The sequence below is a fragment of the Legionella qingyii genome, from assembly GCF_003990155.1.
In the GTDB taxonomy this organism is placed as follows: Bacteria; Pseudomonadota; Gammaproteobacteria; order Legionellales; family Legionellaceae; genus Legionella; species Legionella qingyii.
Genome location: NZ_RZGX01000010.1, coordinates 19,199 through 45,099, shown reverse-complemented (window position 1 = coordinate 45,099; position 25,901 = coordinate 19,199). Strand labels below are relative to the sequence as shown.

Sequence of the window (25,901 nt, the reverse complement as noted above, 5' to 3'; positions counted from 1 at the left end):
CTGCACTCACTCTAAATAATCTTTTAAAACCTGATTGATCATGTTTTGATCTACCGTGATTTGCTCAGCTTCGTGACGCAAATCCTTAATACTAATTTGCTTATTTGCCAACTCATCCTCACCTAAAATTAAAGCCAGTCGCGCCCCGCTTTTATCTGCTTTTTTGAATTGACTTTTAAAGCTACCGCCGGCGGTATTTACTGATACTTCAATTTCCGGATAAGCAGTACGTATTGATTCAGAAATCACGAGTCCTTGTACCACAGCATTATCATTGGTAGCAATAATATACAACCCATTCCTTTTATTCACCTGTCTTAAGACATTAAGAGTTTCCATGAGAAGATATATTCTTTCAATGCCTAATGCAAAACCTACTGCAGGTGTGGGATTACCGCCTAACTGTTCCACCAGTATGTCGTATCGACCTCCTGCACAAACTGTAGCTTGACTTCCTAATTTATCAGTTACCCACTCAAACACCGTATGCCCATAATAATCAAGACCTCTAACCAAAACAGGGTTAACTACATAAGGTACATTTAATGCGTCTAAGCCATCACAAAAAGATTGAAAATGTGCGCGACTTTTTTCATCAAGAACATCAATCAGTTTAGGTGCATTAGCCAATAATTCTTGCATTTCTGGGTTTTTACTGTCCAAAATACGCAATGGATTACGAGTTAGCCTGCGCTTACTGTCCTCATCTAACTGATGCTCATGATCCGTCAAATATTCAACAAGAACTTTTTTATAGCGCTGACGCTCTGTTAACTCACCTAATGTATTTACTTGTAATTGTACAAAATCTGCAAAACCTAATTGTTCCCAAAATTTACGGCAAATGGAAATCAATTCCAATTCAGCCATGGCTCCAGGCATACCAAATGCCTCAACACCTAATTGATTGAACTGTCTGTATCGTCCTTTCTGTGGTCTTTCATGACGAAACATGGGTCCCATATACCATAATTTTTGCTGCTGATTATGTAATAGTCCATTTTGCAGGCAAGCACGCACACAACCAGCAGTCCCTTCGGGTCTCAGAGTAATGCTATCGCCATTTAAGTCATTAAAAGTATACATTTCTTTTTCGACTATATCAGTGACTTCACCTATAGTCCGTTTGAATAATTGAGTGCTTTCAATAAGCGGGAAGCGTATTTCCTGATAACCATAACTGGACAGTACACTTATAAATACTTGTTCAATAGAACGCCACAATGGCGTTGTATCAGGCAAAATATCATTCATGCCTCTTATTGCTTGAATTCGATCAGCCACCAATTTTCTCCATCGGAGTCATTTCCGGTTTGGGATTTAATAAAGATTGCATTTTTGATATGTCAGTAAGTTTCAATTCTTGCGTTTCTACTGCTGGTGTTTGATTTAGTGATAAATCAACAGGAGTACTCTTAGTTGGAAACACTTGCTCTGTATCTCTGTTTTTTTGCCACCAAATTCCTACAGCAACTAGCACACCTACAGCAAATAATATTGTGAACCAGCGAATAATATGTTCCGCTTTATGAGATTCACGTTTACTTTGTTGCCATAACAGTGCCCTATCGGATTTTTTCTCAACTACATACTGTTCATTAAATATTGCCAAATAAGGTTCAGGTGAAGTTCCTAATAATTTTGCATATGCACGCAAATATCCTTTAACGAAAACAGGTTCTGGCAACAAATGAAATTCATTACTTTCAATTAACTCAATAATACGAGTTCTTAAATGTAATTTATTGGCAACGTACTCAACTGTATACCCTCTTTGTTCACGTATACTGGCAAGCTGCTCGCCTGGATTTTTATTATGCTCAACTATATTTTCATCCAGTGTGGTTATTGTATTCATTATTTACTCCACTAGTGTCGATATTGGAATTTAAATTATTAATGCTTTGTTGATATTCTGCTGCAAGAGTATATTGTCCAACTTTCTCAGAAACCTCTTTGGCCAAAGACAAGAGCACTCTATCATTTAAAATTAAATCGGGATGCTTTTGTAACAGAGCAAAAGCTTCTGAATCATTTCCGCTTTTAACTTCAAGTTTCAGTAATTCATAAAAAGATACCTTTCTTGAAGGATCTTGATTTAATGCTTTTGCAAAATAAAGCTTAGCATTGTTTTCATTAGGAGCTGATAGAGCACAAAGACCTGCATTTTCATAAGCTCCGGCTGTATGCACATATTTTAAATCATTAACAGCTTTTAAAAAGTAACTTTCAGCTTTTTTATAATCGCCTTTTCGACATAAAAAGGCTCCATAGTTATTTAACTGAGCGCCTCCATTTCCTGCTAATGATAGTGCTTTCAAATAGTACTTTTCTGCCTGATCCAGTTCTTTAGTTTGCTCAAAATAATAAGCCATTGCTGAGTTAACATCAGGTGATGAAGGTTCTTGCTCTAATGCAGTGAGGATCTTTTTTTTCGCCCTAGGTCTATCACCTTGTTTTAAATAGCCTAGGCCTAACTGTACATTATACGATGCAGCTTTGCTGAGATCAGGTTTTTTAAAATTTTGCTTTTCATCTTCTTCATTATGCACACAAGCCTGTAAAAACAGACAGGTCATAATAAACAAAAGACAAAACTTTTTTAACACAATATTTCACACTAAGGTTAGAAATGATTGCGCATTATAACCGCTTATAAATAAATTAAAAATGATTTGTCACAAATAATGATTTTATTGTTGATTCAAATGGCAGAATTTTAGATACAGCATACTGCGAATCCAAGTGTCGATGATCTCTTAATCGGGATTGGCTCTGCTACAATCATCATTCTACAGCCTGCGGTTCCTGATTTTCTTTAGGCGTAAAATGTAGTTTTTGCCATCTTTGTGAGCGACTTGTCCTATCCTTTACTTCTCCGGCTAGTTGTCCACACGCCGCATCGATATCATCACCTCGTGTTTTACGAGTAATCGTGTTAATGCCGTGTGCTATTAATTTATCTCTAAATGCATTAATTGTTTCCTGGGATGAACGCTCATATTGTGACATCGGAAAAGGATTAAAAGGAATTAAATTGACTTTTGATGGAATATTACGCAGTAATTTTATCAACTGATTCGCATGCTCGGGTTGGTCATTTACTCCCTTGAGCATTACATACTCAAAAGTTACTTTTCTTCGTGGTTCATTTTTAAAATAGGTTTTGCATAAAGCCATCAACTGGGCCAAAGGATATTTCTTATTTATAGGAACAAGTTCATTTCGCAGCTCATCAGTAGGTGCATGTAATGAAACAGCCAAAGCCACAGGGCTGACTTCTCTTAAACGTTCCAGATCGGGTAAAACTCCAGAAGTACTTAAAGTAACACGTCGCTTTGATAAGCCATAAGCAAAATCATCCATCATAATATCCATTGCTGACACGACATTATCAAAATTAAGTAAGGGTTCTCCCATCCCCATCATCACCACATTGGTTACTCTTTTGTCGTGAGCTCCTTGCTGTTGTGATAATTCACGCACAGCCAACCATACTTGACCAATAATTTCTCCGGTGGATAAATTACGATTAAATCCTTGTTTCGCAGTAGAGCAAAAAGAACAGTTTAAAGCACATCCCACTTGTGAAGAAACACATAAAGTGCCTCGATTGGCTTCGGGAATAAATACCGTTTCGATGCAGTTACCACAGTCCAGTTTCAAAAGCCATTTATGGGTACCATCATTGGATTTTTGGCAAGCAACAATTTCTGGTAATTTAATGCAAGATAGTTGTGTTAATTTTTCTCTTAGCGTCTTGCTAAGATTAGTCATTTTTGTGAAATCAGTAAAACCTGCCTGATGAATCCACTGTATTAGCTGCTGAGCGCGATAGGGTTGCTCACCCCAACTATTAAGTAATTCACGCATTTGTTGATAGTTGTAATCCAGCAGATTTACTTTTTGTGCAGTCATTTTTACTCCAAATTTAATGACAGAGATAAAAATATAATAAACGATTTGTAGACTGGGTGAGCATAACGCAATCAGGGATTCCAATCATTTAAAAGAAACCCGGGTTTCGCTACGCTGCACCCAGGCTACATGATACGAGTCATTAAATATCAAAAAACCAGATCTTATCGTTCACAAATTTCGTGTGGTTCAAAGAAGAAGGCAATTTCACGAGCCGCATTTTCAAGACTGTCCGAACCATGCACAGCATTGGCATCAATACTATCAGCAAAATCAGCACGAATGGTTCCAGGAGCAGCTTCTTTAGGGTTTGTTGCACCCATGATGTCTCTGTTTTTCAATACAGCATTTTCGCCTTGTAATGCCTGAACCATTACTGGACCAGAAATCATGAACTCAACTAAATCCTTAAAGAAAGGGCGAGCACGATGAATGTCATAAAAACTTTCTGCTTGTTCACGAGAAAGTTGCATCATTTTAGCAGCAACTATGTTTAGGCCTGCGTTTTCAAAGCGAGTATAGATTTGACCAATAACAGATTTAGCTACTGCATCGGGTTTAATAATTGACAATGTTGTTTCTTTTGCCATCATGCGCTCCATAGGGGTTTAGTTAAAGTGCAGTATTATACACGAAATCCAAGCTATATGGCTAATATAAATTCATTCCAATTGATTATAGTCTTCATAAATAAAGCAAAACCCTAATAGCTACCCATTTCATATATAGAACTCGTTTTACTTTTCTTTGCACAATACTATTCTAATGCACCAATCGTTTTATCAAAGTATAAAGGTTGTCTATTAATAGCATCTTGTTCAGGATCAATTTTGTAATCAGGTAAAGATTTCATTAACTCAACAACGCGAAGAATCGTTTCATAAAAAAGAGTTCGGTATGAGTTAGCTGCTCGACTTAGCTCTTCAGTTTGCGCAACAAAATCACTGATTTGTTCATCAAAATCCATATCGATTTGCAAAATTTCAGATAAGATCATGAGCATTTTTTTCTCTAAATCTTCTGTAAGTGAAATATTAAGAACTTCGTTCATTTTCTCTATAAAAAGATATTGATTGTCTTGGATTTCTAATATATTGCAATAAATCAAAGCATGATTAATTGCTTGTCGAATTTTACTTTTTTTCTCTGAAAGACCAGTACTTTTGAGTAACGTTCTCAAAGCGGTAATCGCTTTTTCCATCTCTGCATTAAATATTTGTGCTACTCGTATCAACGCAGCCTGACTGTGAGCTATCAAATAATCATGTTGCCCATTAACATTATGAAACTCATCACCAACCGTAACCAGTTGTTGTCGTTCATTTTCAAGATCTTCACGTATAGAAGCACCTTGTGCTTCCTCACCTTTAGAATTTTCCCCAGACAATAAATAGTCGATAAATAATTTTTGAGTATAGACATGATAATCATTTGCTTGTTGCAGCACGATACCATTAAGTACACTTTTTAGAGGAACACGCAATATTCGATGATAAAAACTATATGGACTTTTAATTGCTTCTACTAATTCACTTTGCGCCAAATTGACTTTGTACCTACCTAATATACGCTCAGCTGTGATTACCCCGTAAGTTGAAAACCAATGGCTTAATTCATTATCAGCATTTTCCCCGTTCATTTTTCATCCAAATTAAATTTTCAAAATATTAGGATTATTTACAATTCGCTAGATTAAGTCGAAATTCCTGGCACGAAAGCACAATATACATCGGCATCGAGCCTAGAAAATCAAGGCATTACCACCGAAATAGTAGAATTGTAAAAAGGTCCTATGATATAAGACTGTTTATTCGATAAGTATAGTGTATTACGCAGATGTTAAAACGATTAGATGCTGATTTACAAATATTAATTGACTTTCTTCAAGTAAAAACACCGCAAAGATGGTTAGATTTCGCAGCAGATCATATTCCCCTGTTATTGATTGACCATGCTCACTGTGAACGTAAGGCTGCTGCAACTGCAATAAATTTTATGAGCAAATATCCGGAAAAAAGAGAACTGGTTGAGGTGATGTCTCCTCTAGCTCGTGAGGAACTACTTCATTTTGAAAAAGTCATTACCTTTATGACTAACAAAGGCATTGAATTTTGCCCCTTACAACCATCAGGATATGCAACTCAGATGCATAAGCAGGTTACGAGCAGAAATGTTCTCCAGCGTTTATGTGATCAGTTGATTATTGGAGCGATTATTGAAGCCCGTTCTTGTGAGCGGTTTTACGCAATTATTCCCTTCCTTGAAGACCAGGATTTGGTAAAATTTTACGGTACTTTAATTAAATCGGAAGCGCGTCATTTTGAAGATTATCTGCGACTGGCGAAATTATATGGGGGGAATATAGAAGAACGTCTAAAATTGTTCTTAACTATAGAAAATGATTTTATTTTAGCAAATGATACGGTATTTCGCTTCCATAGCGGAATACCGCAAATTCAATAAATACTTAATAAATCATTCACCAATTATGGAGGAGTAGGAGTAGCTCGGGATTCTTGTTGCTCCTCATATTTCAAGTTGGCATTATCTTTTAGGAACTTGGATAAACTAGTTTCTGGATCAGCATTCAATCTTTTAAATGTATCTTCATCCAATACGGCACCACTCGCATAGTGCTTATATTCTCCTTCTTTACCATCAACAGGAAGATAATCATTTTCTGCTAACCAAAGAGCAACCATTGACCTAAATGCTTGATTTGCTTGATTCTCTGGTTTGGCTGGTTCGCCTTGCTTTTGTGGTGAATTGATTTGAACACCTTGGTTATAAGTCAAATTGGCTACCATAACCTTTCCATCTTTAAATGTAACTTTATGTTCCAAGGTAGGTAGCTGAAGCTCACCCTCCCCTTTTATTGCATGTAACATCTTAGCTTTAACACCAGTATAGCCATCTCCTGCTTTGTTAATTAGGTATCCAATACCCTGTGTAGCTGCCCAGCTATTCTCTAGATCTGGATTCTTAAGTCTATTCCATGCCTCTCCAGCAACTTGATCTGCTGAGATACTTACTGCTTTATTCATTTTTCCGAATAAATTCAACAAGGACATCATATTGGAGCGCCAGTCATTATAGGCATTTTGCTCTGAATTAATCACCGCATCAGCTAGTTCCTTTAATTCCTCATCATAAGTTGTTTCCTTACCTGTTCTTTCGTTTATTTTTTTATGTTTATTTCTCAACTCATCCAACCATTTGGAATATTTCATCTGCTCTTCTTTACGCTTTTCAGCAATATAATCATCGAGATCTTTCTTATTTTTTTCCTCTCGGAGTTGAGCCATTCCTTTTGCAGAAAGTTCATTCACTTTCTTTAATTCTGTTTCCATCTGGTCTTTACTTTTAGCCGCCATAACCTGCTTCTCCACAAACATCACAAGTGGGCAAAATAGAGCCCTTTTGTATTATCATAACACAATAACTGGGGTTTGTCATCCCAATCACTGAGAACATAACGCTTTAATTTTTGCGAATTTTTTTGATGAGTTGTCATGCCAAATTTATGGGTATGACCATGAATTAATTGACTCACTTGATAGTATAGCATATGGTCAATTACCACTTCAGCAACTACATCCATTTCCTCTATAGATTTGCTCTGATTCATCTGACTACGATATCGCACTTGATTTACTAATCGGTTGCGATATTTCAATGGTAAACTTAAGAATAAGGTAGAAAAGATTCTGTTTCTGGTTAAAAAACGAAAACGTTGGTGTGCTCTATCTTTAGTGCAATATCGATCTCCATGCACCAGTAGTATTTTTTCCTGTCCTAACTGAATGACAGTTGGCTCAGATAAAATAGTCCACCCTGCCATATGAGCAAAGGCTTTTCCCAGCAAAAAGTCACGGTTTCCATGCATATAAAACAAGTTAATTCCTTGTATTTTTAAGGAATATAACTGACGAGCAATCACCGTGCTCCATTCATCGACGGTATCATCTCCTGCCCATGCATGGAAAAAGTCGCCCAGAATATAAACATTCTTGACAGAAACTCTAGCCCATTCAATAAATTGATTAAAACGCTCTTGAATGGCCTGATCATCCGGGTGTAAATGAAGATCAGAAATAAAAACAGCTTCTATCATAGGGGCTCTATATGTATATGCTCATCCAATAAATAAATTTGACAGGGTCCATTATAAGGTTCGATCGCATCGCTTAAGCGATAAAATCCAGCTATTGATACCAATTCCGCATCAAGTGATTGACAAAAAATTCGTGCCTCTTTATCACCAGAAATCCCAGCCAGAGCCCTTCCTCTTAGAGCTCCATATACATGAATACAACCATCAGCTAATAATTCAGCACCATGACTTACTGAAGAAGCCACTACAAGATCAGCACCTTTTGCTACAACTTGCTGCCCCGAGCGAACAGGTGTAGTAACTAGTTTTGATTTTGTAGTTTCATGATGACTATTTTCAATTGGTCGCTCAATAATGGGTTTATCCTGCGTTGAAGAAGCATGCAGTACGGCCAATCCGTTACATTGAGCCAGGGTATCATGTATTATACTTCCTCCCTGAATGGCAACAGGAATCATGCCATGGGAACGAGCTAGTTGGAGTAAAGCCTGTAAATCAAATTCTAATTGGTGTACCGAAGATAAATCAAAAACAACTGGCGTATGCTCAAATAATTTAGGGGCTTTGGCAATAGTATCGTCCAGTTGATGCTTAAAAGCCTCAGGATCCGTATTTAATACTTGTAATACAGTAAATGTATAAAGGCGACCTTTTAATCTAAATGCTTGAGTTTGTGTTGTATTTTCACTCATGAGTATGATATCCATAACCAATATTTTTGTTTATACTAACATGTGAAAACCAATAACAGAAGGATATTAAGGTGGATAAACGGTGGTTTGAACAATATCAGAAAGGAGTTCCCCATGAAATTGACCCAAGTCAATATTCTTCCCTCGTAGATTTGTTTAAAGAATCCTGCACGCGTCATGCTAATAAAATCTCATATAGCAATATGGGGAGTAGTATTACTTTTAGTGAGCTGGATGAGTTAAGTCGAGATTTTGCTGCTTATCTCCAGCAGCTTAAACTGGATAAAGGAACTCGAGTAGCAATCATGCTTCCTAATGTTCTTCAATACCCAGTGGCTCTGTTTGGAATCTTACGGGCAGGTTATGTTGTTGTTAATACAAATCCACTTTACACTACGGACGAGCTTGTTCATCAGTTGAATGATTCTGGAGCCGAGGCGATCGTCGTGCTTGCTAATTTTGCAAAAACGGTTGAAAAAGGATTAAATTCCATTCCGACATTAAAACATGTCATTGTGACTGAAATAGCAGATCTTTTCCCAACACCGAAACGACTAATTATTAATTCAATAATAAAGTATGTTAAAAAAATGGTACCTGCTTATAACATTCCTCATGCAGTCGCGTTTAACTATGTGTTACTTGAGGGAAAACAAGCACCTATACATCATGTTGATTTAGAGCATGATGATATTGCATTTTTACAATACACCGGAGGCACAACAGGCGTTGCAAAAGGTGCCATTTTGACTCATGGCAATATGGTCTCTAATGTCTTGCAAGCAGATGCATGGATTAGACCTGTGATAGGTATCAATGGCGATGATATTATTGTTACTGCGATTCCTCTTTACCATGTTTTCTCGCTCACGGCTAATTGTTTGACCTTCTTGAAACATGGAGCAAGAAATGTACTGATTACGAATCCTCGTGATATGGGACATTTTATCAAAGAAATCAAAAAAGTAGGTTTTACAGCAATTACCGGTGTTAATACACTCTTTAATGGTTTATTGAACCAACCCAAATTTAAAGAAGTTGATTTCAGTAAACTAAAAATTTCACTTGCCGGAGGCATGGCGTTACAAAAGAGTGTAGCTCTTAAATGGCGTGAGGTCACCAAAACACCGGTACTGGAAGCTTATGGATTAACTGAGACCAGTCCCGCGGCCATCATGAATCCCATGAATATGACCGAATATAGCGGGAGTATAGGAGTGCCTATCCCTTCTACCGATGTCGTTATTCTTGATGATGACGAACATGAAGTACCTATAGGAACAAGCGGAGAGATATGCATTAAAGGTCCACAAGTAACCCCAGGATATTGGAAACGACCCGATGAAACCGCTTTGGTGTTTACTAAAAGTGGCTACTTAAAAACAGGTGACATCGGCAAAATGAATGAAGAAGGCTTTATTTATTTAGTCGACCGCAAAAAAGACATGTTACTCGTATCTGGCTTTAATGTTTATCCTAATGAGGTGGAACAAGTTATTGCAATGCATCCTGGTGTTCTAGAAGTTGGTGTAGTGGGTGTAATTGACAAGGAGTCTGGTGAGCGCGTCAAAGCATGCGTTGTTAAAAAAGATCCTGATTTAACTGAAGAACAAGTTATTGCTTATTGCCGAGAGCATCTAACTGCTTATAAAGTTCCCAAAATTGTTGAGTTCTATGATGAACTCCCAAAAACAAATGTTGGGAAAATTCTTCGTCGGGCACTTAAAGATTCCCATACTTCTCCCAGCCACCCCGAAAAAAAACCGGCTGTTGCTATATAAATATGTACCCGGGTGAAGCACACAGCGAAGCCCGGGATGTCTAAATTGAATAGAATTAACTCTCGTCCCTTAGTATCGCTACTCCGCAACAATGTCACTCTTTAGTGACGTGTCAAAAGAAGTTTTATTTTACCAATTGTTTCATTATGCGAGCTGTTGCTCCCCACACCCAATCCTTATTCGCAGTAAACTCACAAGTGACATAACGGCGACCGTCACGTTTAATCATAAATTCTTTATAATTTTGAGCATCTTGTACTAGTGCCATTGGGATCGAGATTAAGCGGACGACTTCATGATAATTTAATTGATATGGGTGTACCGACTCGATGCTCGCAAGCCAAGGATGAATAATACTTCCTAATAGTGTTTTTTGAGTGTTTAATTCTTTGATTAGGGTTATGCGTTCTGGGTTAATACCTAACTCTTCATACAACTCTCTAAGCGCCGTAACATAATAATTCTCATCCCCCTCTTCCCATGTACCACCAGGAAAACAAATCTCTCCTGGATGGGTGCGCAATTGATCGCTGCGTTGCGTCAGAATTAATGAATCAGATAATTGTTCATACAAGACAACTACTGCCGAATGCTCAAGTTTTTTCCCTTTAAATTCATTTAAGTCCATTAATAACCGCTGCTATTTTGATAAAACATTCACGATATTCATCTTCACAGTCTGAGTCAATAACTATTCCACCGCCAGCAGCTAAATGTAAAATATTCTCTTTAGCGGTAATCGTTCGAATAGCAATGTTCGTGTCAAATCGCCCATGCCGCGAAAAATAGCCTATAGCCCCACAATAAACCCCGCGAGCATAAGACTCTTGTTCATCAATAATTCTCATAGACTCAATTTTGGGTGCTCCTGTAATAGAACCACCTGGAAAACAAGACAAAAATGCTTCAAATGGCAGAATAGTTGGCAAACATTGAGCTTCAATTGTGCTTACTAAATGATGAACTGAATTATAACTTTGTATTTCACATAAATTAGTCACATTCACCGAGCCAGATTTAGCAATTTTACCCAGATCATTTCTCAATAAATCAACGATCATTACATTCTCGGCTCGATTTTTTTCACAAGATGACAATTTATTTTTTAGCCCATCATCCTCAGCTTCATTCGTGGAGCGTCCAATGGTCCCTTTAATTGGCGATGTAACTAGTTTTCCTTCGTCGTAGAAAAGAAAACGTTCTGGTGAAAAACTTAAAATATCAGCTGCGGGAGTCCTTAGAAAGGCGGAAAAAGGCACAGGGTTTTTCATACAGATTTTTTTATAAAATGCCCAACTATTTCCTTCATAAGCAGCATGAAATGGTTGAGTAAGATTGACCTGATAACTTCTTCCCTCTTTTAAAAATTGATATACGGAAGAAAAAGCATTCATGTAATCCTGTTTATCCAACAAAGGAGTAAAATCACTTTTAATGAACGCATCACAAGGCTGCTTGCTAACGGCATTCCACAGTTCCAATACTTCATCAACTACTTTGGGAGTTGATTGATGCATATTTGCAGCAAATAATGTTATTTCTTTTTGATGATGATCTACAATAATTGCCCAATCATATAATCCAAAGTCCAGCAAAGGCATATTCTCTAATGTAGGCTGTATACTAGAGTCTATCCCTATTAACTTTGCACCAAGATCATATGAAACATAGCCAAGAGCACCGCCTTGAAAAGGAAGATCCACCACAGAAGGTACGGGCGATAAGATTTGATTTATTCTCTTTAATAAACCCGGCAAATCTTGGCAATTTTGTTCGATTTGAATAAAATCATAAGGATAAGCACTGATAATATCATAACGTCCATGAAAACGGTCTGTACTTTCTAGAAGAACAAAACCCGGTAAATGGTGCAATTTTTGATAGTACTCATGTAATGAATCGCTATAGTCCAATGAATATAATACAATTTGACTCAAAATGTTCCTCTTAGGTAATTATTACAAAAACTTTCTTTAATACAGATGCTGAGTGAAGCGACGCGAACCTGATGATTAGTATTTTAGACATTTCGCAGGTTCCTCTATGCTTCAGTAGCCTACAAGTTTCTTACTTATTCTCTGGTTTTTGAATTAATTTGTGAGTATGCTATGCAAACGCTTTATTGACAAGGAGCCTTACATGGCAACAGTTGCTCAATTTGATATTACATATACTCAATTTTTAAATGAGAATGGAAAACTGGTCGGTCAACTACCTCCTTTTGCCCATGATCATTCTGCGCTCAAAGAACTTTATAAAATCATGGTTCTTACACGCACTTTCGATAAAAAAGCTATCGCTTTGCAAAGAACAGGTAAAATGGGAACTTATGCTCCGATTAATGGACAAGAAGCAATTTCAGCAGCTATAGGTCATGCCATGCGTCCTGAAGACGTTTTTGTGCCTTATTACCGAGATTATGCGGCTCAATTTCAACGCGGTGTAAAAATGTCTGAAATCTTAGCATTTTGGGGTGGAGATGAGCGCGGCAGTCAGTTTTCATGTAACTCGGAAGATTTACCAATATGTGTGCCCATCGCCTCTCAGTGCTTACATGCAGCAGGCGTTGCATTTGCCTTTCAATACAGAAATCAACCACGTGTTGCGGTAGTATGCCTGGGTGAAGGTGGTACTTCAGAAGGTGATTTCTACGAGGCCATGAATGTTGCAGGTACTTGGAAGTTACCTGTAGTTTTTATAGTTAATAATAACCAATGGGCAATTTCAGTACCCAGAAATCAACAGACTGGTTCACAAACTATTGCCCAAAAAGCTATAGCTGCTGGTTTTACAGGCATGCAAATTGACGGAAATGATATTCTTGCAACAAGACAAATTATTGGTGATGCGATTGAAAAAGCACGCCGTGGTGAGGGGCCGACTTTAATCGAAGCCCTGTCTTACCGTTTATCGGATCATACCACAGCTGATGACGCAACCCGGTATCAACCATGTCAAGAAGTTGAAAAAGCAAAACCGAAAGAACCTATAACGCGATTCAAAGAATTTCTTATAGAACATAAGATCTGGAATGCTCAAGATGAAGAGAGTTTGGTAATCCAGTGTTCTAAAGAGGTTGAAGAAGCTGTTAATGAATATTTAAGTATGAAGACCCAACCGATTAGTAGCATTTTTGATTATCATTATGCGGAACTACCTGAGTATTTAGTGGAGCAACGTGCAATAGCTATGGAGGAAGCAACTCATGCCTGATATTACTTTAATTGAAGCAGTAACTCAGGCTTTGGCTTATGAGTTAGCACATGATGAAAATGTTGTGGTTTTTGGAGAGGATGTCGGTAAAAATGGTGGTGTTTTCCGTGCCACAGTAGGATTACAAGAACGATTCGGTGAAAAAAGAGTTTTTGATACTCCTCTAGCAGAATCCATGATTGCTGGATTAGCAATTGGTATGTCAATACAGGGTCTGAAACCTGTTGCTGAATTCCAATTCATGGGATTTATCTATCCAGCCATGAACCAAATTATTTCTCATGCCGCTCGTATGCGTAATAGGACGCGCGGGCGACTACACTGCCCACTTGTGTTCCGCGCTCCTTTTGGTGGTGGTATTCGAGCACCTGAACATCATTCAGAAAGCACCGAAGCATTATTTGCTCATATTCCTGGTTTACAGGTTGTGATTCCCTCCTCTCCACGACGAGCTTATGGCTTACTCTTAGCGGCTATGCGTAATCCAGATCCCGTAATTTTTCTTGAACCAAAACGAATTTATCGTTTGGTCAAACAACCTGTGGAAGATAATGGCGAGGCTCTTCCTCTAGGTAAATGTTTTACTTTGCAACAAGGTGATGACGTTACATTAGTAAGTTGGGGCGCTAGTATTCACGAAACGCAACAAGCAGCGAAACAATTGGGTGATGAAGGAATTTCTTGTGAAGTCATTGATGTAGCAACAATTAAACCACTAGATATCGAAACAATTCTAGCCTCAGTTGAGAAAACTGGACGTTGTGTTATCGTTCATGAGGGAGCAAAAACTTGTGGAGTTGGTGCCGAAATTTCAGCACAGATTATGGAAAATTCTATGACTGAGTTAATGGCTCCGGTTCAACGGGTAACTGGATATGATACTGTAATGCCGTATTTCCAACTGGAAAAACAATACATACCCAGTGTTACACGTATTAAAAACAGCGTTATGAGCATAATGGAGTAATAATGAATATATTCAATCTACCTGATTTGGGTGAAGGCCTACCGGATGCTGAGATTCATGAATGGTTTGTCAAAGAAGGTGATACAGTAGTAGCAGATCAACCTTTAGTTTCTATGGAAACTGCAAAAGCAGTAGTTGATGTACCTTGTCCTCAGTCTGGAACTATTAGCAAATTATACGGTAACCCTGGAGATGTAATTAAAACGGGTGAGCCTTTGGTAGCTTTTGAATCAACAAGTGCCAAAGCTGCAGATAAAGGAACAGTTGTCGGTAACTTAGAAGAAAGTAGTGAAATCTTTGAAGATAACTTCACTATTGGAGCCCAACACAGTAGTAGAAATCGTATCAAGACAACACCAGCTGTTAAAATGCTTGCTAAAAAACTTGGTGTTGATTTATCTACAGTTAAAGGAACCGGAGAATTTGGTGTCATTACTCGTAATGATGTTCAGGCGCAAGCAGATAAAAACTCCGAAGTTCCAGCAGGCTTTGAACCTCTACGCGGAGTAAGACGCGCAATGCTCAACAGTATGGTTCAATCTCACGCCGAAGTTGTTCCCGTAAGTATTTTTGATGAAGCAGATATTAGTGCTTGGAAGCCTGGTACTGATATTACAGTTCGCCTTGTTCGAGCAATAATCTATGCCGCTAACAAAGAACCCGCCTTAAATGCATGGTTTGATACAAAACATAGTGCACGACAATGTTTTGAGCAGGTGCACCTCGGTTTAGCAATGGATAATGAGGAAGGTTTGTTTGTACCTGTTATTCATGATGCGGCAAAACTTTCCGATGCCGATCTGCGAAAAATGATTAATGATTTTAAAAAATCTGTCAGTAATCGAGAAATTACTGCAGATAAATTGAAAGGAGCAACGATAACCCTTTCTAATTTTGGAAAATTTGCTGGCCGCTTTGCAAGTCCAATTATTGTTCCGCCAATGGTTGCCATTTTAGCCGTGGGTAGACTCTATCAAGGAGCGGTTGTCACTACCCAAGGATCTGTAGAAGCACATAATATACTTCCCCTATCACTTAGTTTTGACCACAGAGCAGTAACTGGAGGCGAAGCAACTCGCTTCTTAGGGGCTGTGATGGAATCATTACAAAAGGAATAAGGTAAAACTCCTCTCCCTCAAGGGGTGAGGAGTTTAAATGTTACTGTTGCATTTTTTGTTGCATTTTACTTTTTACTTTTTCTGCTAACTTCATTTTGCATTGTTGCAATTGTTCTGGACTAAAATTGGTATTTGGTAATTGTTTGTTACCCATTGCGACAGGTAAAACACAGTCTTTGACTAGTTCTTTACCCGCATTCTCCCCGCCTTTAAAATAACCATTTTGCATACAAGTAATTGCAATGACTTTGCAAGGTCCGGTCCAACCAAATAAAGAAACACTCATTAATAAGCTAAATATACCCATCTTTGCAAATAATTTATTCATTTTTATAATTCCTTTTCATTGAGGAAAAAATCCTATTTTTAAACAATTGCCTCTAAAATATAGCACAATATTTATATTCTGCTTTTCATCATATATTTCGAAGTTTAAATACACATTAAATGAGAATGGAGTGACTTAAGATTAATGTATGTTCGCAATGTACATTTAGGTAAACTCTGCTAAACCAATAAAACCCACTTGATTGAATCAGTTCTAAAACTGATCCCATCTACTCTTGGTTCATATCAATGCTCTTAAAAGCAGAACCACTACCAACATAGAACCCTCACGAAACCAAGAATCTTTCTCGCCATTATTCAACAAATTATAATATGCTTTTGCCGACTTGGGTTGTTTTGCAAAATCAGGTGCGGAGAAAAGGGATGTGTCATTACAGTATTCATAAGCAACATATATCGGCAATAATTGTTGAGTACTGCCAACCACCTATTCGCCACTGATTATCATCGTCTATATCAAAATACTCCATTTCCTAAGCTATATTTAATAAATATGCATGCTAACCAAATTGTAAATACAAATGAAAACTGCAGTAATTTGGTCAAACGTAGAATATACCGATATTCCTTTTGGACACTTGTACCAACTTGATAAAGTTGGTATTTCAAATGTCATTATTTTACTTAATGAGGACGAATTTAAGAAGGCACATGAAGCTAAATTTGTGGTATTTGATGATACTGAGCCTCAAACAATTATAGAGCACTATCAATCCCAAAGTAACCGACTAAAAATTGAGGTTATAAACACGGGAATAGCAAGTACAGAAGAAGAAAAACTTGATTTTTACCTGAAGAAACATGCAGAAGAGCAATATAAACTTCATCTTTATCTTTGTAAGGAAACCATACCTTGGGTTAGTGAGGAATTAAGTGCTAAACCAGCAATAATAGAAACTACTAAATATTCAATTATACCCTTCTTCACAAAAAATACTCGCAGACAGCTTCCATTATTTGAGGCCCCATGCTCATCAGATCAAGCAATCAAACTCTTGCAAAACAATTTAGCTCCATGTCTTTGTTACAAACTAGACTTATTCGATTTATTGCATTATCAATGGCTGTTTAATATTTTTGTTGAATTAATCAGTCTTAAAATCAAATTGCATAAGGATAAAAGCACGGAGTTTTCACTTCAGTTGAATAACCTGATTAAGGATTTCAATAAAAATATAATAGACTTGGAAAAAGCAGAAAACAACTTTGAAAAAACACACAAAAAAGCCTATTCAACACTCAATAAACCCCATGCTGTCACTCGATTGCATCATGCTAAGAATGTGAAGAAGAAGGAACTGCTCGAAAATAACTTTCCTAAATTAATAGGCAAGCTAGTTGAACTGTATGACCAGTTAGCATTACAGGAAAATCTTGACGAAGGTGCAAAAGATAATTTTACACAAAAGAACTTTTGAGTATATTGAAAATACGGTTCACTAAATAGAATATGTTGACCTTTTATTTAATTCCACCTATTTCCCGCAGACGAGCCTTGAGTTTTGTACACATCGCTAATTCACAGATTCAGTTTCAGCTATTGCAACAGCAATCACAAGCTTTCCTTTTGAATAGTACAAAAAACTATGTTTGTGCAATCTTATTCAGCAATGCAGCTAACCGGCATCCTGCATAAGTAGCCTGTTTTTGAACTAATAGCTGAGCATTTTCTTGATATTTATCACTAGGCGTTTCATTAGGATTAATTTGATAAACATTTTTTAAGGCCAGTTTATGGGACATTTTTGCCCATTTAGCAGGTTTAATCTGGGCATCAATATCTGAACAAGGTAATTTTTGTTCTAATTGCTGCGCTGTGCTTTTAATTCGCGCATCATCATATTGCCCAAGAAAAAAACCAGCCCCATTGTCCCAGTATTGATGTAAATTAGCCCCTACTGGGTTTTTCCCTAAAAAGAATAAATTACCACCTAGGTCCCCTTTCGGGTGTTGTGCACTGACGTGGGTTACGGCATGTAAAGGTTGATGTATATCACCTGCAATATGAATTAACATCCGTAATGCAAGTTTTTTGTCTGATGGATTCGTTTTTTTAGAGGTAAGCACAGACGATGCTTGTTTAATTGCCTTTATTGCATTAGTACTTTCAACAGGAGGTAAGCGAGTTCCATCACTGGAAAAAGGGATATCGATATAATGCATTACATCATACCAATATACTTCCCTCCACCTAATTTCATCCATCCAAGTTGAAGCACTAACAAAACTCGAGTTAGGTGTGTTATGCCTGCGCGAACGAAGATATTTATAGCACATGTCTTTCGCTTTTGGTGATAAATTATCGTAGGCAATTTGTGCCACGACCTTGTGGCCTGCCGCATTCCAAGCATAGCAATTTAAAAACCCTAAACACAAAACAAGCACATAAATAATTCGTGACATAATTAACCCAAATAGGGAGACCACGCAGGTTCTTGTACATCTCCTTCTCGCGCGGGGAGTCTCATTCTTATTCTACCGTCCAGAGAAACGATACCCAGTACACCTTTATCTTGATTATGGGTCGCGTATAGAATTAAACGACCATTGGGTGCAATAGATGGAGACTCATCGCGGCCAGAGAATGTCAGGCTTACAATTGGCCCACCGCTTGCACTTTGTAATCCTATGTTAAATTGCTTGTCGTCGCGATGCAACATAATGATATTTTTCATATCTGGAGTATAAGAAGCACGCGCATTATAGTTGCCTTCAAACGTTACTCGACTTACTTGGCCATTGGCTAAAGATAATCGATATATTTGAGGTGAACCACCTCTACCTGAGGTAAATAATAAGCTTTTTCCATCCGGAGCATACCGTGGTTCAGTATCAATAGCGTCACCAAAGGTCAATTGCTTCATATTCCCGGTATTGATGTCTATACTGTATATTTTTGGTGTCCCACTTTTAGATAACACTACAGCCAATTCCCTGCCATCCGGAGACCACGCAGGTGCCCCGTTAATTCCTGGGAAACTAGTAATTAAACGTCTTTGGCCTGTCTCAACTGAAACAGTAAATATTTGTGCTCGTTTTTTCTCGAAAGAAACATAGGAAATAGTTTTACCATCAGGAGCCCACGCTGGAGACATAATAGGCTCGGATGAAATCAACAAGCTTTGTGGATTATGTCCATCCGCATCAGCCACTTCAAGCGAGTAATGGGTACTGCTCCTAGTTCTTTGGACAGAAATATAAGCAATGCGGGTAGAGAAAATCCCCTTTTCACCTGTCAACTTTTGGTATATTTCATCACTAATATGATGTGCTAAAGGCCTGATTTGATTGGCGCTGATTTGATAGGTTTTTGTTAATAAAGTCGCTCCATTAGCTACTGCATCAGTTAAAGTAAAACTCACCTCATAATGACTTCCTACTTGGTTAACACGCCCCGTAACAACACTGTCAGCACCGAGCTGTTTTAAAGTACTAATTGATGATTGTGAGTTCGCGCCTTGTGGGCCAGAAACAATTCGAAACTGACCTGATAAATTTAAGTCATTTTCAATAATTTGTCCGATTTCTTGAGATGTATTATTTGAGCCAAAAGAGTTGATTGCTATAGGTAAAGCTGAATTAATCCCTTGGGTCAATTCTAAATCAAGAGCAAAAATTTGCTGCGTAAAAAATACTAAAAACAGTGTAATAATTCGGTTAATCACGAGTTTTACCCCCTCACTTGTTCTGGTCGAACGGTTAAACTTATATCGCGAAACAAACTAAATGTTTCTTGATCTGCAGGCACAGGAAGTGGTGATGCTTTATAAATAGCAGTTTGCGCTGAACGATCAAGCAATGGATCACCGCTACTACGGGTTAAAGTAACTTCCAATACCATTCCATCGGGAGCAAGGCGTATTCTGAATTGACTTGATAAGCTACTGTCAACATTTTCAGGTAATATCCAGTTCCTACCTATAGCATTAACAATGAGCGCTTTATATTTATCAACTTCACCAGCAATACGTGCCTGCTTCGCGGCATTTTCTGCTGCTTGTGCTTGTTTTGCTGCAGCTGCAGCCTCAGCTTGATTTTTTCGTTCCATTTCTGCTTTTGCAAGCGCAGCTTTTTCTTTTCGGGCTTGTTCCTCTTTTAATTTTTCAGCTTGTTCCTTCTCTGCCATTTTTTTCTTATTCAAATCAGCAAGCTTTTTCGCTTCCAGTTTCTGTTGCTTAACCAACTCTTCTTTTTGTTTCTTTAAATCTTCAATACGCTTAGCTTCCAATGCCTTTTGCTCTTCAAGTTTTTTTAATCGCTTTTTTTCTTCCTCTGCTTGTTTTTTACGGGCAATAGCAATTCTATTCGCTTCTTCTTTAAGTCGAGCAAGTTGTTGTTGTTCTTTTATTCTTTGTTGCCTTGCCGCTTCAGCCTGTCGCTTGAGTTCATTTTGTCGATTAATTTCGGCCCTTTTTTGTTGCTCACGCTCCTGTTTCAAACGATTGACTGTTTCCATAACCTGTTTGTTATCGACACTAACCGCTTTCACTATTTCAGTTTGTGGTTTCACAGCGATTGGTTGCTCTACCCCAGGCGTGTTCTTCGTTTCAGCAGTTAAAACAGGCCGTTGGCTTGAGTTATCAGTCAAAAGCATCACCACTAAAAAAAGATGCAAGCCAATTGCGACAAAAAAAGGTTTACGATAACTTGGATCGATTATCATGCTTGCCCCTCTGATTTTTCTTGCTCTGAATCAGTCAACAATCCTACTTGTTCTGCACCTGCTTGCTTAAGTAAAGCCATTGCCTGAACAACCTTTCCATATGCAACGCCCTGATCCCCCTTTACTAAAACATTAAGCTTTTGGCCTGATTGCTTTGCTAATTCCAACTCTGCAGCGACACGAACAACTAAAGCTTGGGACTCTATAGGCTCAGCGGGTGTGCTGCTGATATTAAGAAAATAAGTACCTTGCTGATTCACTGAAACAATAATAGGTTCTCTATCTGTAGGTGCCAAATTCTGGCTTGCGGCTTTAGGCAAATCTACAGTTACTCCCTGACTTAGCATTGGTGCTGTGATCATAAAGATAACAAGTAAAACCAACATTACATCGATATAAGGTACGACATTAATTTCTGATATGGGACGCTCACGTTTGGTTTTTGCTCTGATCATTTCAAATTCTACCCTCTTACAGTTTCACTGTTTTGTTGTTCTATAAGCGATATTAATTCTTCCTGAAACAAGTCAAATCGATTTAATAAATCATTAGCACGCGTTGTATATCGGTTATATGCAATAACTGCCGGTATTGCTGTAAATAAGCCCAAAGCTGTGGCTACTAACGCTTCAGAAATACCTGGAGCGACCATAGCGATGGTTGCTTGTTGAGCATGGCCTAATGCCTGAAATGAGGTCATTATCCCCCAAACAGTACCAAATAATCCTACGTAAGGTGCAATAGAGCCGACGGAAGCAAAAAACGGTAAATGTTTTTCCAGCTTTTCTGCTTCTTTTGCATGGGTAATTTGCATAACTCGTTGGATGGGTTCAATAATTACATTGCCTAGTTTTCTAGCCCGTACAAATTCTTTAAAGCCAGCATGGAAAATAGCTGCCATACCATCTCGTTCTTCTGAATTACTATCGATATCTGCATAAAGTCTGCTTAAATCACCGCTATCCCAAAATCTTTGATTAAAAGAATCAGTGAGCTGTTTTTTACGATTAAAAAACCAGGCGCGTTGAAATATTAATGTCCATGAAGTAATGGAAGCAGCAGCGAGTAACATCATGACTGATTTAACAACTAGACCTGCTTGCATAAAGTACATTAATACATTTGCTTGATTACCCATTTATATTATCTCCAGTACCAAGATCTTATTTTATTAATCGTCATCGGATTATAGTTTTACCTGCAAGCCGGCAACGATAACAACTCTTTAATCAAGTGAAAATCGTTTTGGTTTCAGTTTGCTATCCACACATACCACTTGAATTTTAGCTTCACAAATTACTTTGCCTTGCTGATTTTGCATGGTTTGCTCAAATAAAAAACTACAAGCTCCTAATTGTTGAACTTGAGTTTTAACTGTTAACAAATCATCTAATCGAGCAGGTGCTTTATAACGAACATGTGCATCGTATATAGCAAAAAGAGTATCCTGTTTCATTAAATCAGACAGAATTAAATTATTTTGCCTTAACATTTCTGTTCGAGCCCGCTCAAAATAACAAAGATAGTTCGCATGATAAACAATTCCCATGTAGTCTACGTCTTCAGCGTAAACACGAAAGGATTGTTGATGCACGGTTGTAGCATCCATTGATCAATCCTGTTCCACAGTGTTTAAACCAAAATGCTGGTACGCTCGTGGTGTGGCTATTCTACCTCTTGGTGTGCGCATAAGGAATCCTTGTTGTATTAAAAATGGTTCCAAAACGTCTTCGATTGTGCCCTTTTCCTCACCAATTGCTGCGGCTATGCTATCAACTCCTACCGGACCTCCATTAAATTGTTCAATTACTGCTAACAGCAATTTCCTATCCATGAGATCGAAACCATATTTGTCTACATCCAACATTTCTAGAGCTTTTTGCGCTATATCAACATTAATGATGCCGCCACCTTTAACTTCCGCATAATCTCTAACTCGTCGTAACAAACGATTTGCAATACGTGGTGTGCCTCTTGACCTCAATGCAATTTCTTTTGCTCCTTCGGGTTTAGTTTTTACATTAAGTAATTGTGCCGACCGTGCAACAATTTGTGTTAATGAATCAACAGAATAATATTCCAGACGCTGCACAATACCAAATCGATCTCTGAGGGGTGAAGTAAGTAACCCAGCTCGGGTTGTTGCTCCAATCAAGGTAAAAGGCGGCAATTCCAGTTTGATAGAGCGTGCGGCAGGCCCCTCACCAATCATGATATCCAGTTTATAATCTTCCATTGCAGGATAGAGTATTTCTTCAATTACAGGGCTAAGTCTATGAATTTCATCAATGAAGAGTACATCATTTGCTTGAAGGTTGGTAAGTATTGCTGCAATGTCACCTGCACGTTCAATCACAGGACCTGATGTTTGACGCAAATTAACACCCATTTCATGGGCAATAATGTTGGCTAAAGTAGTTTTACCAAGGCCAGGAGGACCAAAGATTAAAACATGATCCAAGGCATCCTTTCGCTTTTTGGCTGCATCAATAAAAATCTGCATCTGCGAACTCACGGCATCCTGCCCTATATACTCACGAAGACTTAGGGGTCTAATCGCACGATCAATGGCCTCTTCCGAGGCAGTACTTTGAGTACTGATTAAGCGGTCACTTTCCAGCATAAAAGTTCTTTTAGAGTTCAATTGAATGTTAGCATTTTATCATATGTTTTTTTATTAGCAGCTTATTTGTTGAATATATGCAGAGAAAATCTAAAAATTTAACTAAATATCCTCGTTGAAATGATATTTCACCTGAGCCCAGGATAATATCAATCTTTATCCTGGCTTCATTTTGTCAAGTATTTGTAGAGTAAATTGAGTTTGTTAGTTTATTAATACCTGCAGTTGCCCTTCTTTGGAATATTCATTCAACTCAAATTCTTTAGAGGGTGACTCAGAAGGTGGCGTACACTTAAAAAATGATATTAATTTTTTTTCTCGTTTAAACTCCTGCTCAACATGAGTACATGATTTAAATTCATCAATACAATTAAAAAAGTTCGCTGTTGAGTAGATTGCCGTCATGCAAGCAATTGTTAGTATAGCAAGAGCAAAAAAAGGATTAACTGCTACCAGTGGAGGCGCCAATAAAACACAATAAGAAAAGAATATACCTGAAAGCGTAGCCCAACATAGTAATTCTAATGAAGTGAGAATATTTTCAAGAACTATGTTTGATTTTCTAAGTGCTTTTATTTCATCAAGTTCTTTTAACACGTCCTCAGATTTTAGCTGCCCGTTTTTTAGTCCTTCGAGGCCAGTAACAAGGAGCTCATATATTTTAATGCTTTCTTTTTCTGCTTGTTTATCAATCGCATCAATATATAATTTGTGATAATAAGCTTTAATTGTTTTTAATTGTTTTTCAATTTCTTCATTCAGCGCCACTCCTTTATAAAGTGCATCAATTTTTTTATCGCATTCTTGTAAACGTATTTCCAATGAACTAGTCATAATTCATCCCTTAATTTAACGAAGAAAAAATAACAACGGCTTTGATTAGAGTCCGTTGACATTTCATTTAATTCCTCTTATTTCCCGTTTTTTATGCGCGGGCAATATAGAGACACACTAAGATGTACCTATTTTTAATGTGGTTTTACTGGATTCCGCGCATAAAGCGCAGAACGTAGGCTAATGGAGAAATTGTCAACAGACCCTAGTAAATAATCAGGGCGTTTTATATCATAATTGAAAGGACTATTAAAGATGATGTAACCAATTGAAAAAAAACATTAAAAATAAAATAAATTTCATCTCCCAAACTAACCATATATTGGAGTCATATCTACAGACAATTGCGCATGTGAACTTGCGACTCTTAATTCCTGTGTGGAGGAAATGTCTGGTTTAAAAAATGATACCAAGCTTCGTTCTCGCTCATCTTCTTCAAACAATCGAGTACAAGATTTGAAATCATCAATGCATTCAAAAAATTTATTTATTGATTTTATCATTAGTGCAGTGAAAAGGATTGCTAAACTTAGTCCACAAATTGGATTGGGTGCGGTTACTGAGGTAGCACAAAATAAGCAAACAGGAGTTGCTATAGCCCAAAAAGCCATTTCCAGTGCCTTAGCAATATTATAAAAGACAATACCTAATTTTCTGTTAAAGGTAGTCTCTTGAATTTTTTGTAATGCCTGTTCTGCAGAAAGCTCACCATTTTTAACTTTGACTAGATGCTCAACAAATAATTCATAAGCTTCTACAATTGCCTGGGGATGATAGGTTGATTTATCGAATGAACGCTTATAATACGCATCAACTTTTGTTAGTTGTTGCAGAATCATTGTTTCATGTTCGTTTTCTATATAAAGCCGTAAAAGTTTATCACGACAACTTTCTAAACGTCTTTCCAGAGGATTAGGCATGAATTTAACTCTTCATAATATTTATAAAAGTAACTGATTAATAAATAATCAAAAATTGCGTTCATATCATAATAGTGGAAAGAAGAAATGTCTATTAAACAAATTGACTTATTGATTCCATGATTAGTTTTCGTGCCCTAAAAATACGAGAACGCACTGTTCCGATTGGGCAATCCATCTTTTTTGCAATGTCTTCATAAGATTGACCATCTAGGATATACATAGCATAACAAAGACGTAACTCTTTTGATAAAGTAGAAAGAACTAGCTCCAATTGTTCACCAAATTCGATATTAATTAATAAATATTCTGGAGACAGCTGCACTGAGGGATAATAATTATCAGCATATTCAGCTTCCAGATCCATACGTAGATTAGCAGCACGATAGTGATTTTTAATTGTATTTTGAGTAATTCGGTACAACCATGTAGAAAACCGACATTTTTCTTTAAAATAATGTAAGTAGCGATATACTTTAATTAATACTTCTTGTGCCAGATCACTAGCATTTGCTCTATCTTGAATATGTAAGTGAATAATTTGTTGTATTTTATTGTTATAACGCGACAACAACAGATTATAAGCTTCCATGTCACCTTGTCTCGCCAAATTAATCAAGTCCTCATCACTGTAAGAAGTTTCTTTACTCATCACTTCCTCATAATTCCATTATTTAAATGATTGGTCTTTATTTGTACCTTATGTTCAA

General features: G+C 37.5%; 29 protein-coding genes. 6 read left to right on the top strand and 23 right to left on the bottom strand.

What is annotated here, in order from left to right; genetic code table 11:
• Nucleotides 1-6: 6 nt before the first annotated feature.
• The 6 genes from hisS to ELY20_RS08685 all read right to left on the bottom strand — a co-directional run bounded on the left by hisS (nucleotide 7) and on the right by ELY20_RS08685 (nucleotide 5,557).
• Nucleotides 7-1,287: a histidine--tRNA ligase gene (gene hisS, locus ELY20_RS08710; protein ID WP_199739248.1), complete on the bottom strand. Its 1,281-nt coding sequence runs from the start codon at nucleotides 1,285-1,287 to the stop codon at nucleotides 7-9.
• On the bottom strand, nucleotides 1,277-1,858 hold the full coding sequence (locus ELY20_RS08705; RefSeq protein ID WP_110143007.1) for a helix-turn-helix domain-containing protein: 582 nt from the start codon (nucleotides 1,856-1,858) through the stop codon (nucleotides 1,277-1,279). Before ELY20_RS08705 ends, hisS begins: the two co-directional genes overlap by 11 nt.
• Nucleotides 1,833-2,609 (bottom strand): type IV pilus biogenesis/stability protein PilW, encoded by a 777-nt coding sequence (gene pilW / locus ELY20_RS08700; protein WP_110143008.1) that lies wholly within the window; start codon nucleotides 2,607-2,609, stop codon nucleotides 1,833-1,835. Before pilW ends, ELY20_RS08705 begins: the two co-directional genes overlap by 26 nt.
• Before the next feature lie 178 nt (nucleotides 2,610-2,787).
• The gene (gene rlmN / locus ELY20_RS08695) at nucleotides 2,788-3,918 is read right to left on the bottom strand and encodes a 23S rRNA (adenine(2503)-C(2))-methyltransferase RlmN (protein WP_110143009.1); all 1,131 of its coding nucleotides are present in this window, start codon (nucleotides 3,916-3,918) and stop codon (nucleotides 2,788-2,790) included.
• Between the two features lie 164 nt (nucleotides 3,919-4,082).
• Nucleotides 4,083-4,508, bottom strand: a complete 426-nt coding sequence (ndk, locus tag ELY20_RS08690; RefSeq protein ID WP_110143010.1) for a nucleoside-diphosphate kinase — start codon at nucleotides 4,506-4,508, stop codon at nucleotides 4,083-4,085.
• A 167-nt stretch (nucleotides 4,509-4,675) separates the two neighbouring features.
• Nucleotides 4,676-5,557: a hypothetical protein gene (locus ELY20_RS08685; protein WP_110143011.1), complete on the bottom strand. Its 882-nt coding sequence runs from the start codon at nucleotides 5,555-5,557 to the stop codon at nucleotides 4,676-4,678.
• 197 nt (nucleotides 5,558-5,754) lie between these two features.
• Here ELY20_RS08685 and miaE point away from each other — a divergent pair, with 197 nt between their 5' ends.
• Nucleotides 5,755-6,381, top strand: a complete 627-nt coding sequence (gene miaE, locus ELY20_RS08680) for a tRNA-(ms[2]io[6]A)-hydroxylase (RefSeq protein ID WP_110143012.1) — start codon at nucleotides 5,755-5,757, stop codon at nucleotides 6,379-6,381.
• A 23-nt stretch (nucleotides 6,382-6,404) separates the two neighbouring features.
• Here the strand turns inward: miaE and ELY20_RS08675 are convergent, their stop codons facing one another.
• From ELY20_RS08675 to minC, 3 genes are read right to left on the bottom strand one after another with little or no spacing between them, the layout of a single operon-like run.
• Nucleotides 6,405-7,292 (bottom strand): hypothetical protein, encoded by an 888-nt coding sequence (locus ELY20_RS08675; protein WP_110143013.1) that lies wholly within the window; start codon nucleotides 7,290-7,292, stop codon nucleotides 6,405-6,407.
• Nucleotides 7,293-7,312: 20 nt separating this feature from the next.
• Nucleotides 7,313-8,032 carry a UDP-2,3-diacylglucosamine diphosphatase gene (locus ELY20_RS08670; RefSeq protein WP_110143014.1) on the bottom strand — a complete coding sequence of 240 codons (720 nt, stop codon included), beginning with the start codon at nucleotides 8,030-8,032 and terminating at the stop codon, nucleotides 7,313-7,315.
• Nucleotides 8,029-8,724 (bottom strand): septum site-determining protein MinC, encoded by a 696-nt coding sequence (minC, locus tag ELY20_RS08665; RefSeq protein ID WP_165831611.1) that lies wholly within the window; start codon nucleotides 8,722-8,724, stop codon nucleotides 8,029-8,031. Before minC ends, ELY20_RS08670 begins: the two co-directional genes overlap by 4 nt.
• A gap of 71 nt (nucleotides 8,725-8,795) precedes the next feature.
• Between minC and ELY20_RS08660 the strand changes: the two genes are divergently transcribed.
• Nucleotides 8,796-10,505, top strand: coding sequence for an AMP-binding protein (locus ELY20_RS08660; RefSeq protein WP_110143016.1), 1,710 nt, complete (start codon nucleotides 8,796-8,798; stop codon nucleotides 10,503-10,505).
• Nucleotides 10,506-10,629: 124 nt separating this feature from the next.
• Here the strand turns inward: ELY20_RS08660 and ELY20_RS08655 are convergent, their stop codons facing one another.
• Complete coding sequence (locus tag ELY20_RS08655; RefSeq protein WP_110143017.1) at nucleotides 10,630-11,133, bottom strand: NUDIX hydrolase; 504 nt, start codon at nucleotides 11,131-11,133, stop codon at nucleotides 10,630-10,632.
• Nucleotides 11,120-12,442, bottom strand: a complete 1,323-nt coding sequence (gene pabB / locus ELY20_RS08650; RefSeq protein WP_110143018.1) for an aminodeoxychorismate synthase component I — start codon at nucleotides 12,440-12,442, stop codon at nucleotides 11,120-11,122. The genes ELY20_RS08655 and pabB overlap by 14 nt, the downstream gene beginning before the upstream one ends.
• Before the next feature lie 202 nt (nucleotides 12,443-12,644).
• On the opposite strand from pabB, the gene pdhA reads away from it, so the two are divergent.
• The 3 genes from pdhA to ELY20_RS08635 are packed head-to-tail and all read left to right on the top strand — an operon-like array spanning nucleotide 12,645 to nucleotide 15,803.
• On the top strand, nucleotides 12,645-13,718 hold the full coding sequence (gene pdhA, locus ELY20_RS08645) for a pyruvate dehydrogenase (acetyl-transferring) E1 component subunit alpha (protein ID WP_110143019.1): 1,074 nt from the start codon (nucleotides 12,645-12,647) through the stop codon (nucleotides 13,716-13,718).
• Complete coding sequence (locus ELY20_RS08640) at nucleotides 13,711-14,685, top strand: alpha-ketoacid dehydrogenase subunit beta (protein ID WP_110143020.1); 975 nt, start codon at nucleotides 13,711-13,713, stop codon at nucleotides 14,683-14,685. Before pdhA ends, ELY20_RS08640 begins: the two co-directional genes overlap by 8 nt.
• A 2-nt stretch (nucleotides 14,686-14,687) precedes the next feature.
• Entirely contained in the window at nucleotides 14,688-15,803 is a 1,116-nt protein-coding gene (locus tag ELY20_RS08635) for a dihydrolipoamide acetyltransferase family protein (protein WP_110143021.1), read from the top strand.
• 40 nt (nucleotides 15,804-15,843) lie between these two features.
• Here the strand turns inward: ELY20_RS08635 and ELY20_RS08630 are convergent, their stop codons facing one another.
• Together ELY20_RS08630 and ELY20_RS08625 are read right to left on the bottom strand one after the other, a co-directional pair.
• Nucleotides 15,844-16,131, bottom strand: a complete 288-nt coding sequence (locus ELY20_RS08630; protein ID WP_110143022.1) for a hypothetical protein — start codon at nucleotides 16,129-16,131, stop codon at nucleotides 15,844-15,846.
• A gap of 240 nt (nucleotides 16,132-16,371) precedes the next feature.
• Nucleotides 16,372-16,578 (bottom strand): hypothetical protein, encoded by a 207-nt coding sequence (locus ELY20_RS08625; RefSeq protein ID WP_110143023.1) that lies wholly within the window; start codon nucleotides 16,576-16,578, stop codon nucleotides 16,372-16,374.
• A gap of 94 nt (nucleotides 16,579-16,672) precedes the next feature.
• On the opposite strand from ELY20_RS08625, the gene ELY20_RS08620 reads away from it, so the two are divergent.
• Nucleotides 16,673-17,569: a hypothetical protein gene (locus tag ELY20_RS08620; protein ID WP_110143024.1), complete on the top strand. Its 897-nt coding sequence runs from the start codon at nucleotides 16,673-16,675 to the stop codon at nucleotides 17,567-17,569.
• A 166-nt stretch (nucleotides 17,570-17,735) separates the two neighbouring features.
• Here ELY20_RS08620 and ELY20_RS08615 read toward each other — a convergent pair whose 3' ends face one another.
• From ELY20_RS08615 to ELY20_RS08570, 10 genes are all read right to left on the bottom strand, one after another.
• Nucleotides 17,736-18,554 carry a S1/P1 nuclease gene (locus ELY20_RS08615; RefSeq protein ID WP_165831612.1) on the bottom strand — a complete coding sequence of 273 codons (819 nt, stop codon included), beginning with the start codon at nucleotides 18,552-18,554 and terminating at the stop codon, nucleotides 17,736-17,738.
• 2 nt (nucleotides 18,555-18,556) lie between these two features.
• A complete protein-coding gene (tolB, locus tag ELY20_RS08610; protein WP_110143026.1) occupies nucleotides 18,557-19,816 on the bottom strand; it encodes a Tol-Pal system beta propeller repeat protein TolB in 1,260 nt (419 codons plus the stop codon).
• Nucleotides 19,817-19,821: 5 nt separating this feature from the next.
• On the bottom strand, nucleotides 19,822-20,814 hold the full coding sequence (gene tolA / locus ELY20_RS08605) for a cell envelope integrity protein TolA (RefSeq protein ID WP_110143027.1): 993 nt from the start codon (nucleotides 20,812-20,814) through the stop codon (nucleotides 19,822-19,824).
• On the bottom strand, nucleotides 20,811-21,269 hold the full coding sequence (gene tolR / locus ELY20_RS08600) for a protein TolR (RefSeq protein WP_110143028.1): 459 nt from the start codon (nucleotides 21,267-21,269) through the stop codon (nucleotides 20,811-20,813). Before tolR ends, tolA begins: the two co-directional genes overlap by 4 nt.
• Nucleotides 21,270-21,277: 8 nt before the next feature.
• Complete coding sequence (gene tolQ / locus ELY20_RS08595; protein WP_058469471.1) at nucleotides 21,278-21,952, bottom strand: protein TolQ; 675 nt, start codon at nucleotides 21,950-21,952, stop codon at nucleotides 21,278-21,280.
• An 87-nt stretch (nucleotides 21,953-22,039) separates the two neighbouring features.
• Nucleotides 22,040-22,423, bottom strand: coding sequence for a YbgC/FadM family acyl-CoA thioesterase (locus ELY20_RS08590; RefSeq protein WP_110143029.1), 384 nt, complete (start codon nucleotides 22,421-22,423; stop codon nucleotides 22,040-22,042).
• A gap of 3 nt (nucleotides 22,424-22,426) precedes the next feature.
• Nucleotides 22,427-23,437 (bottom strand): Holliday junction branch migration DNA helicase RuvB, encoded by a 1,011-nt coding sequence (gene ruvB / locus ELY20_RS08585; RefSeq protein WP_110143030.1) that lies wholly within the window; start codon nucleotides 23,435-23,437, stop codon nucleotides 22,427-22,429.
• Nucleotides 23,438-23,641: 204 nt separating this feature from the next.
• Nucleotides 23,642-24,271, bottom strand: coding sequence for a DUF5638 domain-containing protein (locus tag ELY20_RS08580; protein WP_110143031.1), 630 nt, complete (start codon nucleotides 24,269-24,271; stop codon nucleotides 23,642-23,644).
• 311 nt (nucleotides 24,272-24,582) lie between these two features.
• On the bottom strand, nucleotides 24,583-25,191 hold the full coding sequence (locus ELY20_RS08575) for a DUF5638 domain-containing protein (RefSeq protein WP_110143032.1): 609 nt from the start codon (nucleotides 25,189-25,191) through the stop codon (nucleotides 24,583-24,585).
• A gap of 94 nt (nucleotides 25,192-25,285) precedes the next feature.
• Nucleotides 25,286-25,843 carry a sigma-70 family RNA polymerase sigma factor gene (locus ELY20_RS08570; protein WP_110143033.1) on the bottom strand — a complete coding sequence of 186 codons (558 nt, stop codon included), beginning with the start codon at nucleotides 25,841-25,843 and terminating at the stop codon, nucleotides 25,286-25,288.
• Between the last annotated feature and the right edge of the window lie 58 nt (nucleotides 25,844-25,901).

What these genes read in the sequence shown, in the direction of transcription:
- rlmN (WP_110143009.1), bottom strand. Translation starts at nt 3,918, where the DNA reads ATGACTGCACAAAAAGTAAATCTGCTGGATTACAACTATCAACAAATG.
- ELY20_RS08655 (WP_110143017.1), bottom strand. Translation starts at nt 11,133, where the DNA reads ATGGACTTAAATGAATTTAAAGGGAAAAAACTTGAGCATTCGGCAGTA.
- ELY20_RS08670 (WP_110143014.1), bottom strand. Translation starts at nt 8,032, where the DNA reads ATGATAGAAGCTGTTTTTATTTCTGATCTTCATTTACACCCGGATGAT.
- ELY20_RS08675 (WP_110143013.1), bottom strand. Translation starts at nt 7,292, where the DNA reads ATGGCGGCTAAAAGTAAAGACCAGATGGAAACAGAATTAAAGAAAGTG.
- miaE (WP_110143012.1), top strand. Translation starts at nt 5,755, where the DNA reads ATGTTAAAACGATTAGATGCTGATTTACAAATATTAATTGACTTTCTT.
- ruvB (WP_110143030.1), bottom strand. Translation starts at nt 23,437, where the DNA reads ATGCTGGAAAGTGACCGCTTAATCAGTACTCAAAGTACTGCCTCGGAA.
- ELY20_RS08685 (WP_110143011.1), bottom strand. Translation starts at nt 5,557, where the DNA reads ATGAACGGGGAAAATGCTGATAATGAATTAAGCCATTGGTTTTCAACT.
- ELY20_RS08615 (WP_165831612.1), bottom strand. Translation starts at nt 18,554, where the DNA reads ATGTCACGAATTATTTATGTGCTTGTTTTGTGTTTAGGGTTTTTAAAT.
- ELY20_RS08575 (WP_110143032.1), bottom strand. Translation starts at nt 25,191, where the DNA reads ATGCCTAATCCTCTGGAAAGACGTTTAGAAAGTTGTCGTGATAAACTT.
- ELY20_RS08635 (WP_110143021.1), top strand. Translation starts at nt 14,688, where the DNA reads ATGAATATATTCAATCTACCTGATTTGGGTGAAGGCCTACCGGATGCT.
- tolQ (WP_058469471.1), bottom strand. Translation starts at nt 21,952, where the DNA reads ATGGGTAATCAAGCAAATGTATTAATGTACTTTATGCAAGCAGGTCTA.
- ELY20_RS08590 (WP_110143029.1), bottom strand. Translation starts at nt 22,423, where the DNA reads ATGGATGCTACAACCGTGCATCAACAATCCTTTCGTGTTTACGCTGAA.
- pdhA (WP_110143019.1), top strand. Translation starts at nt 12,645, where the DNA reads ATGGCAACAGTTGCTCAATTTGATATTACATATACTCAATTTTTAAAT.
- ELY20_RS08640 (WP_110143020.1), top strand. Translation starts at nt 13,711, where the DNA reads ATGCCTGATATTACTTTAATTGAAGCAGTAACTCAGGCTTTGGCTTAT.
- ELY20_RS08580 (WP_110143031.1), bottom strand. Translation starts at nt 24,271, where the DNA reads ATGACTAGTTCATTGGAAATACGTTTACAAGAATGCGATAAAAAAATT.
- ndk (WP_110143010.1), bottom strand. Translation starts at nt 4,508, where the DNA reads ATGGCAAAAGAAACAACATTGTCAATTATTAAACCCGATGCAGTAGCT.
- tolR (WP_110143028.1), bottom strand. Translation starts at nt 21,269, where the DNA reads ATGATCAGAGCAAAAACCAAACGTGAGCGTCCCATATCAGAAATTAAT.
- minC (WP_165831611.1), bottom strand. Translation starts at nt 8,724, where the DNA reads ATGAGTGAAAATACAACACAAACTCAAGCATTTAGATTAAAAGGTCGC.
- ELY20_RS08705 (WP_110143007.1), bottom strand. Translation starts at nt 1,858, where the DNA reads ATGAATACAATAACCACACTGGATGAAAATATAGTTGAGCATAATAAA.
- ELY20_RS08570 (WP_110143033.1), bottom strand. Translation starts at nt 25,843, where the DNA reads ATGAGTAAAGAAACTTCTTACAGTGATGAGGACTTGATTAATTTGGCG.
- ELY20_RS08620 (WP_110143024.1), top strand. Translation starts at nt 16,673, where the DNA reads ATGAAAACTGCAGTAATTTGGTCAAACGTAGAATATACCGATATTCCT.
- ELY20_RS08630 (WP_110143022.1), bottom strand. Translation starts at nt 16,131, where the DNA reads ATGAATAAATTATTTGCAAAGATGGGTATATTTAGCTTATTAATGAGT.
- tolA (WP_110143027.1), bottom strand. Translation starts at nt 20,814, where the DNA reads ATGATAATCGATCCAAGTTATCGTAAACCTTTTTTTGTCGCAATTGGC.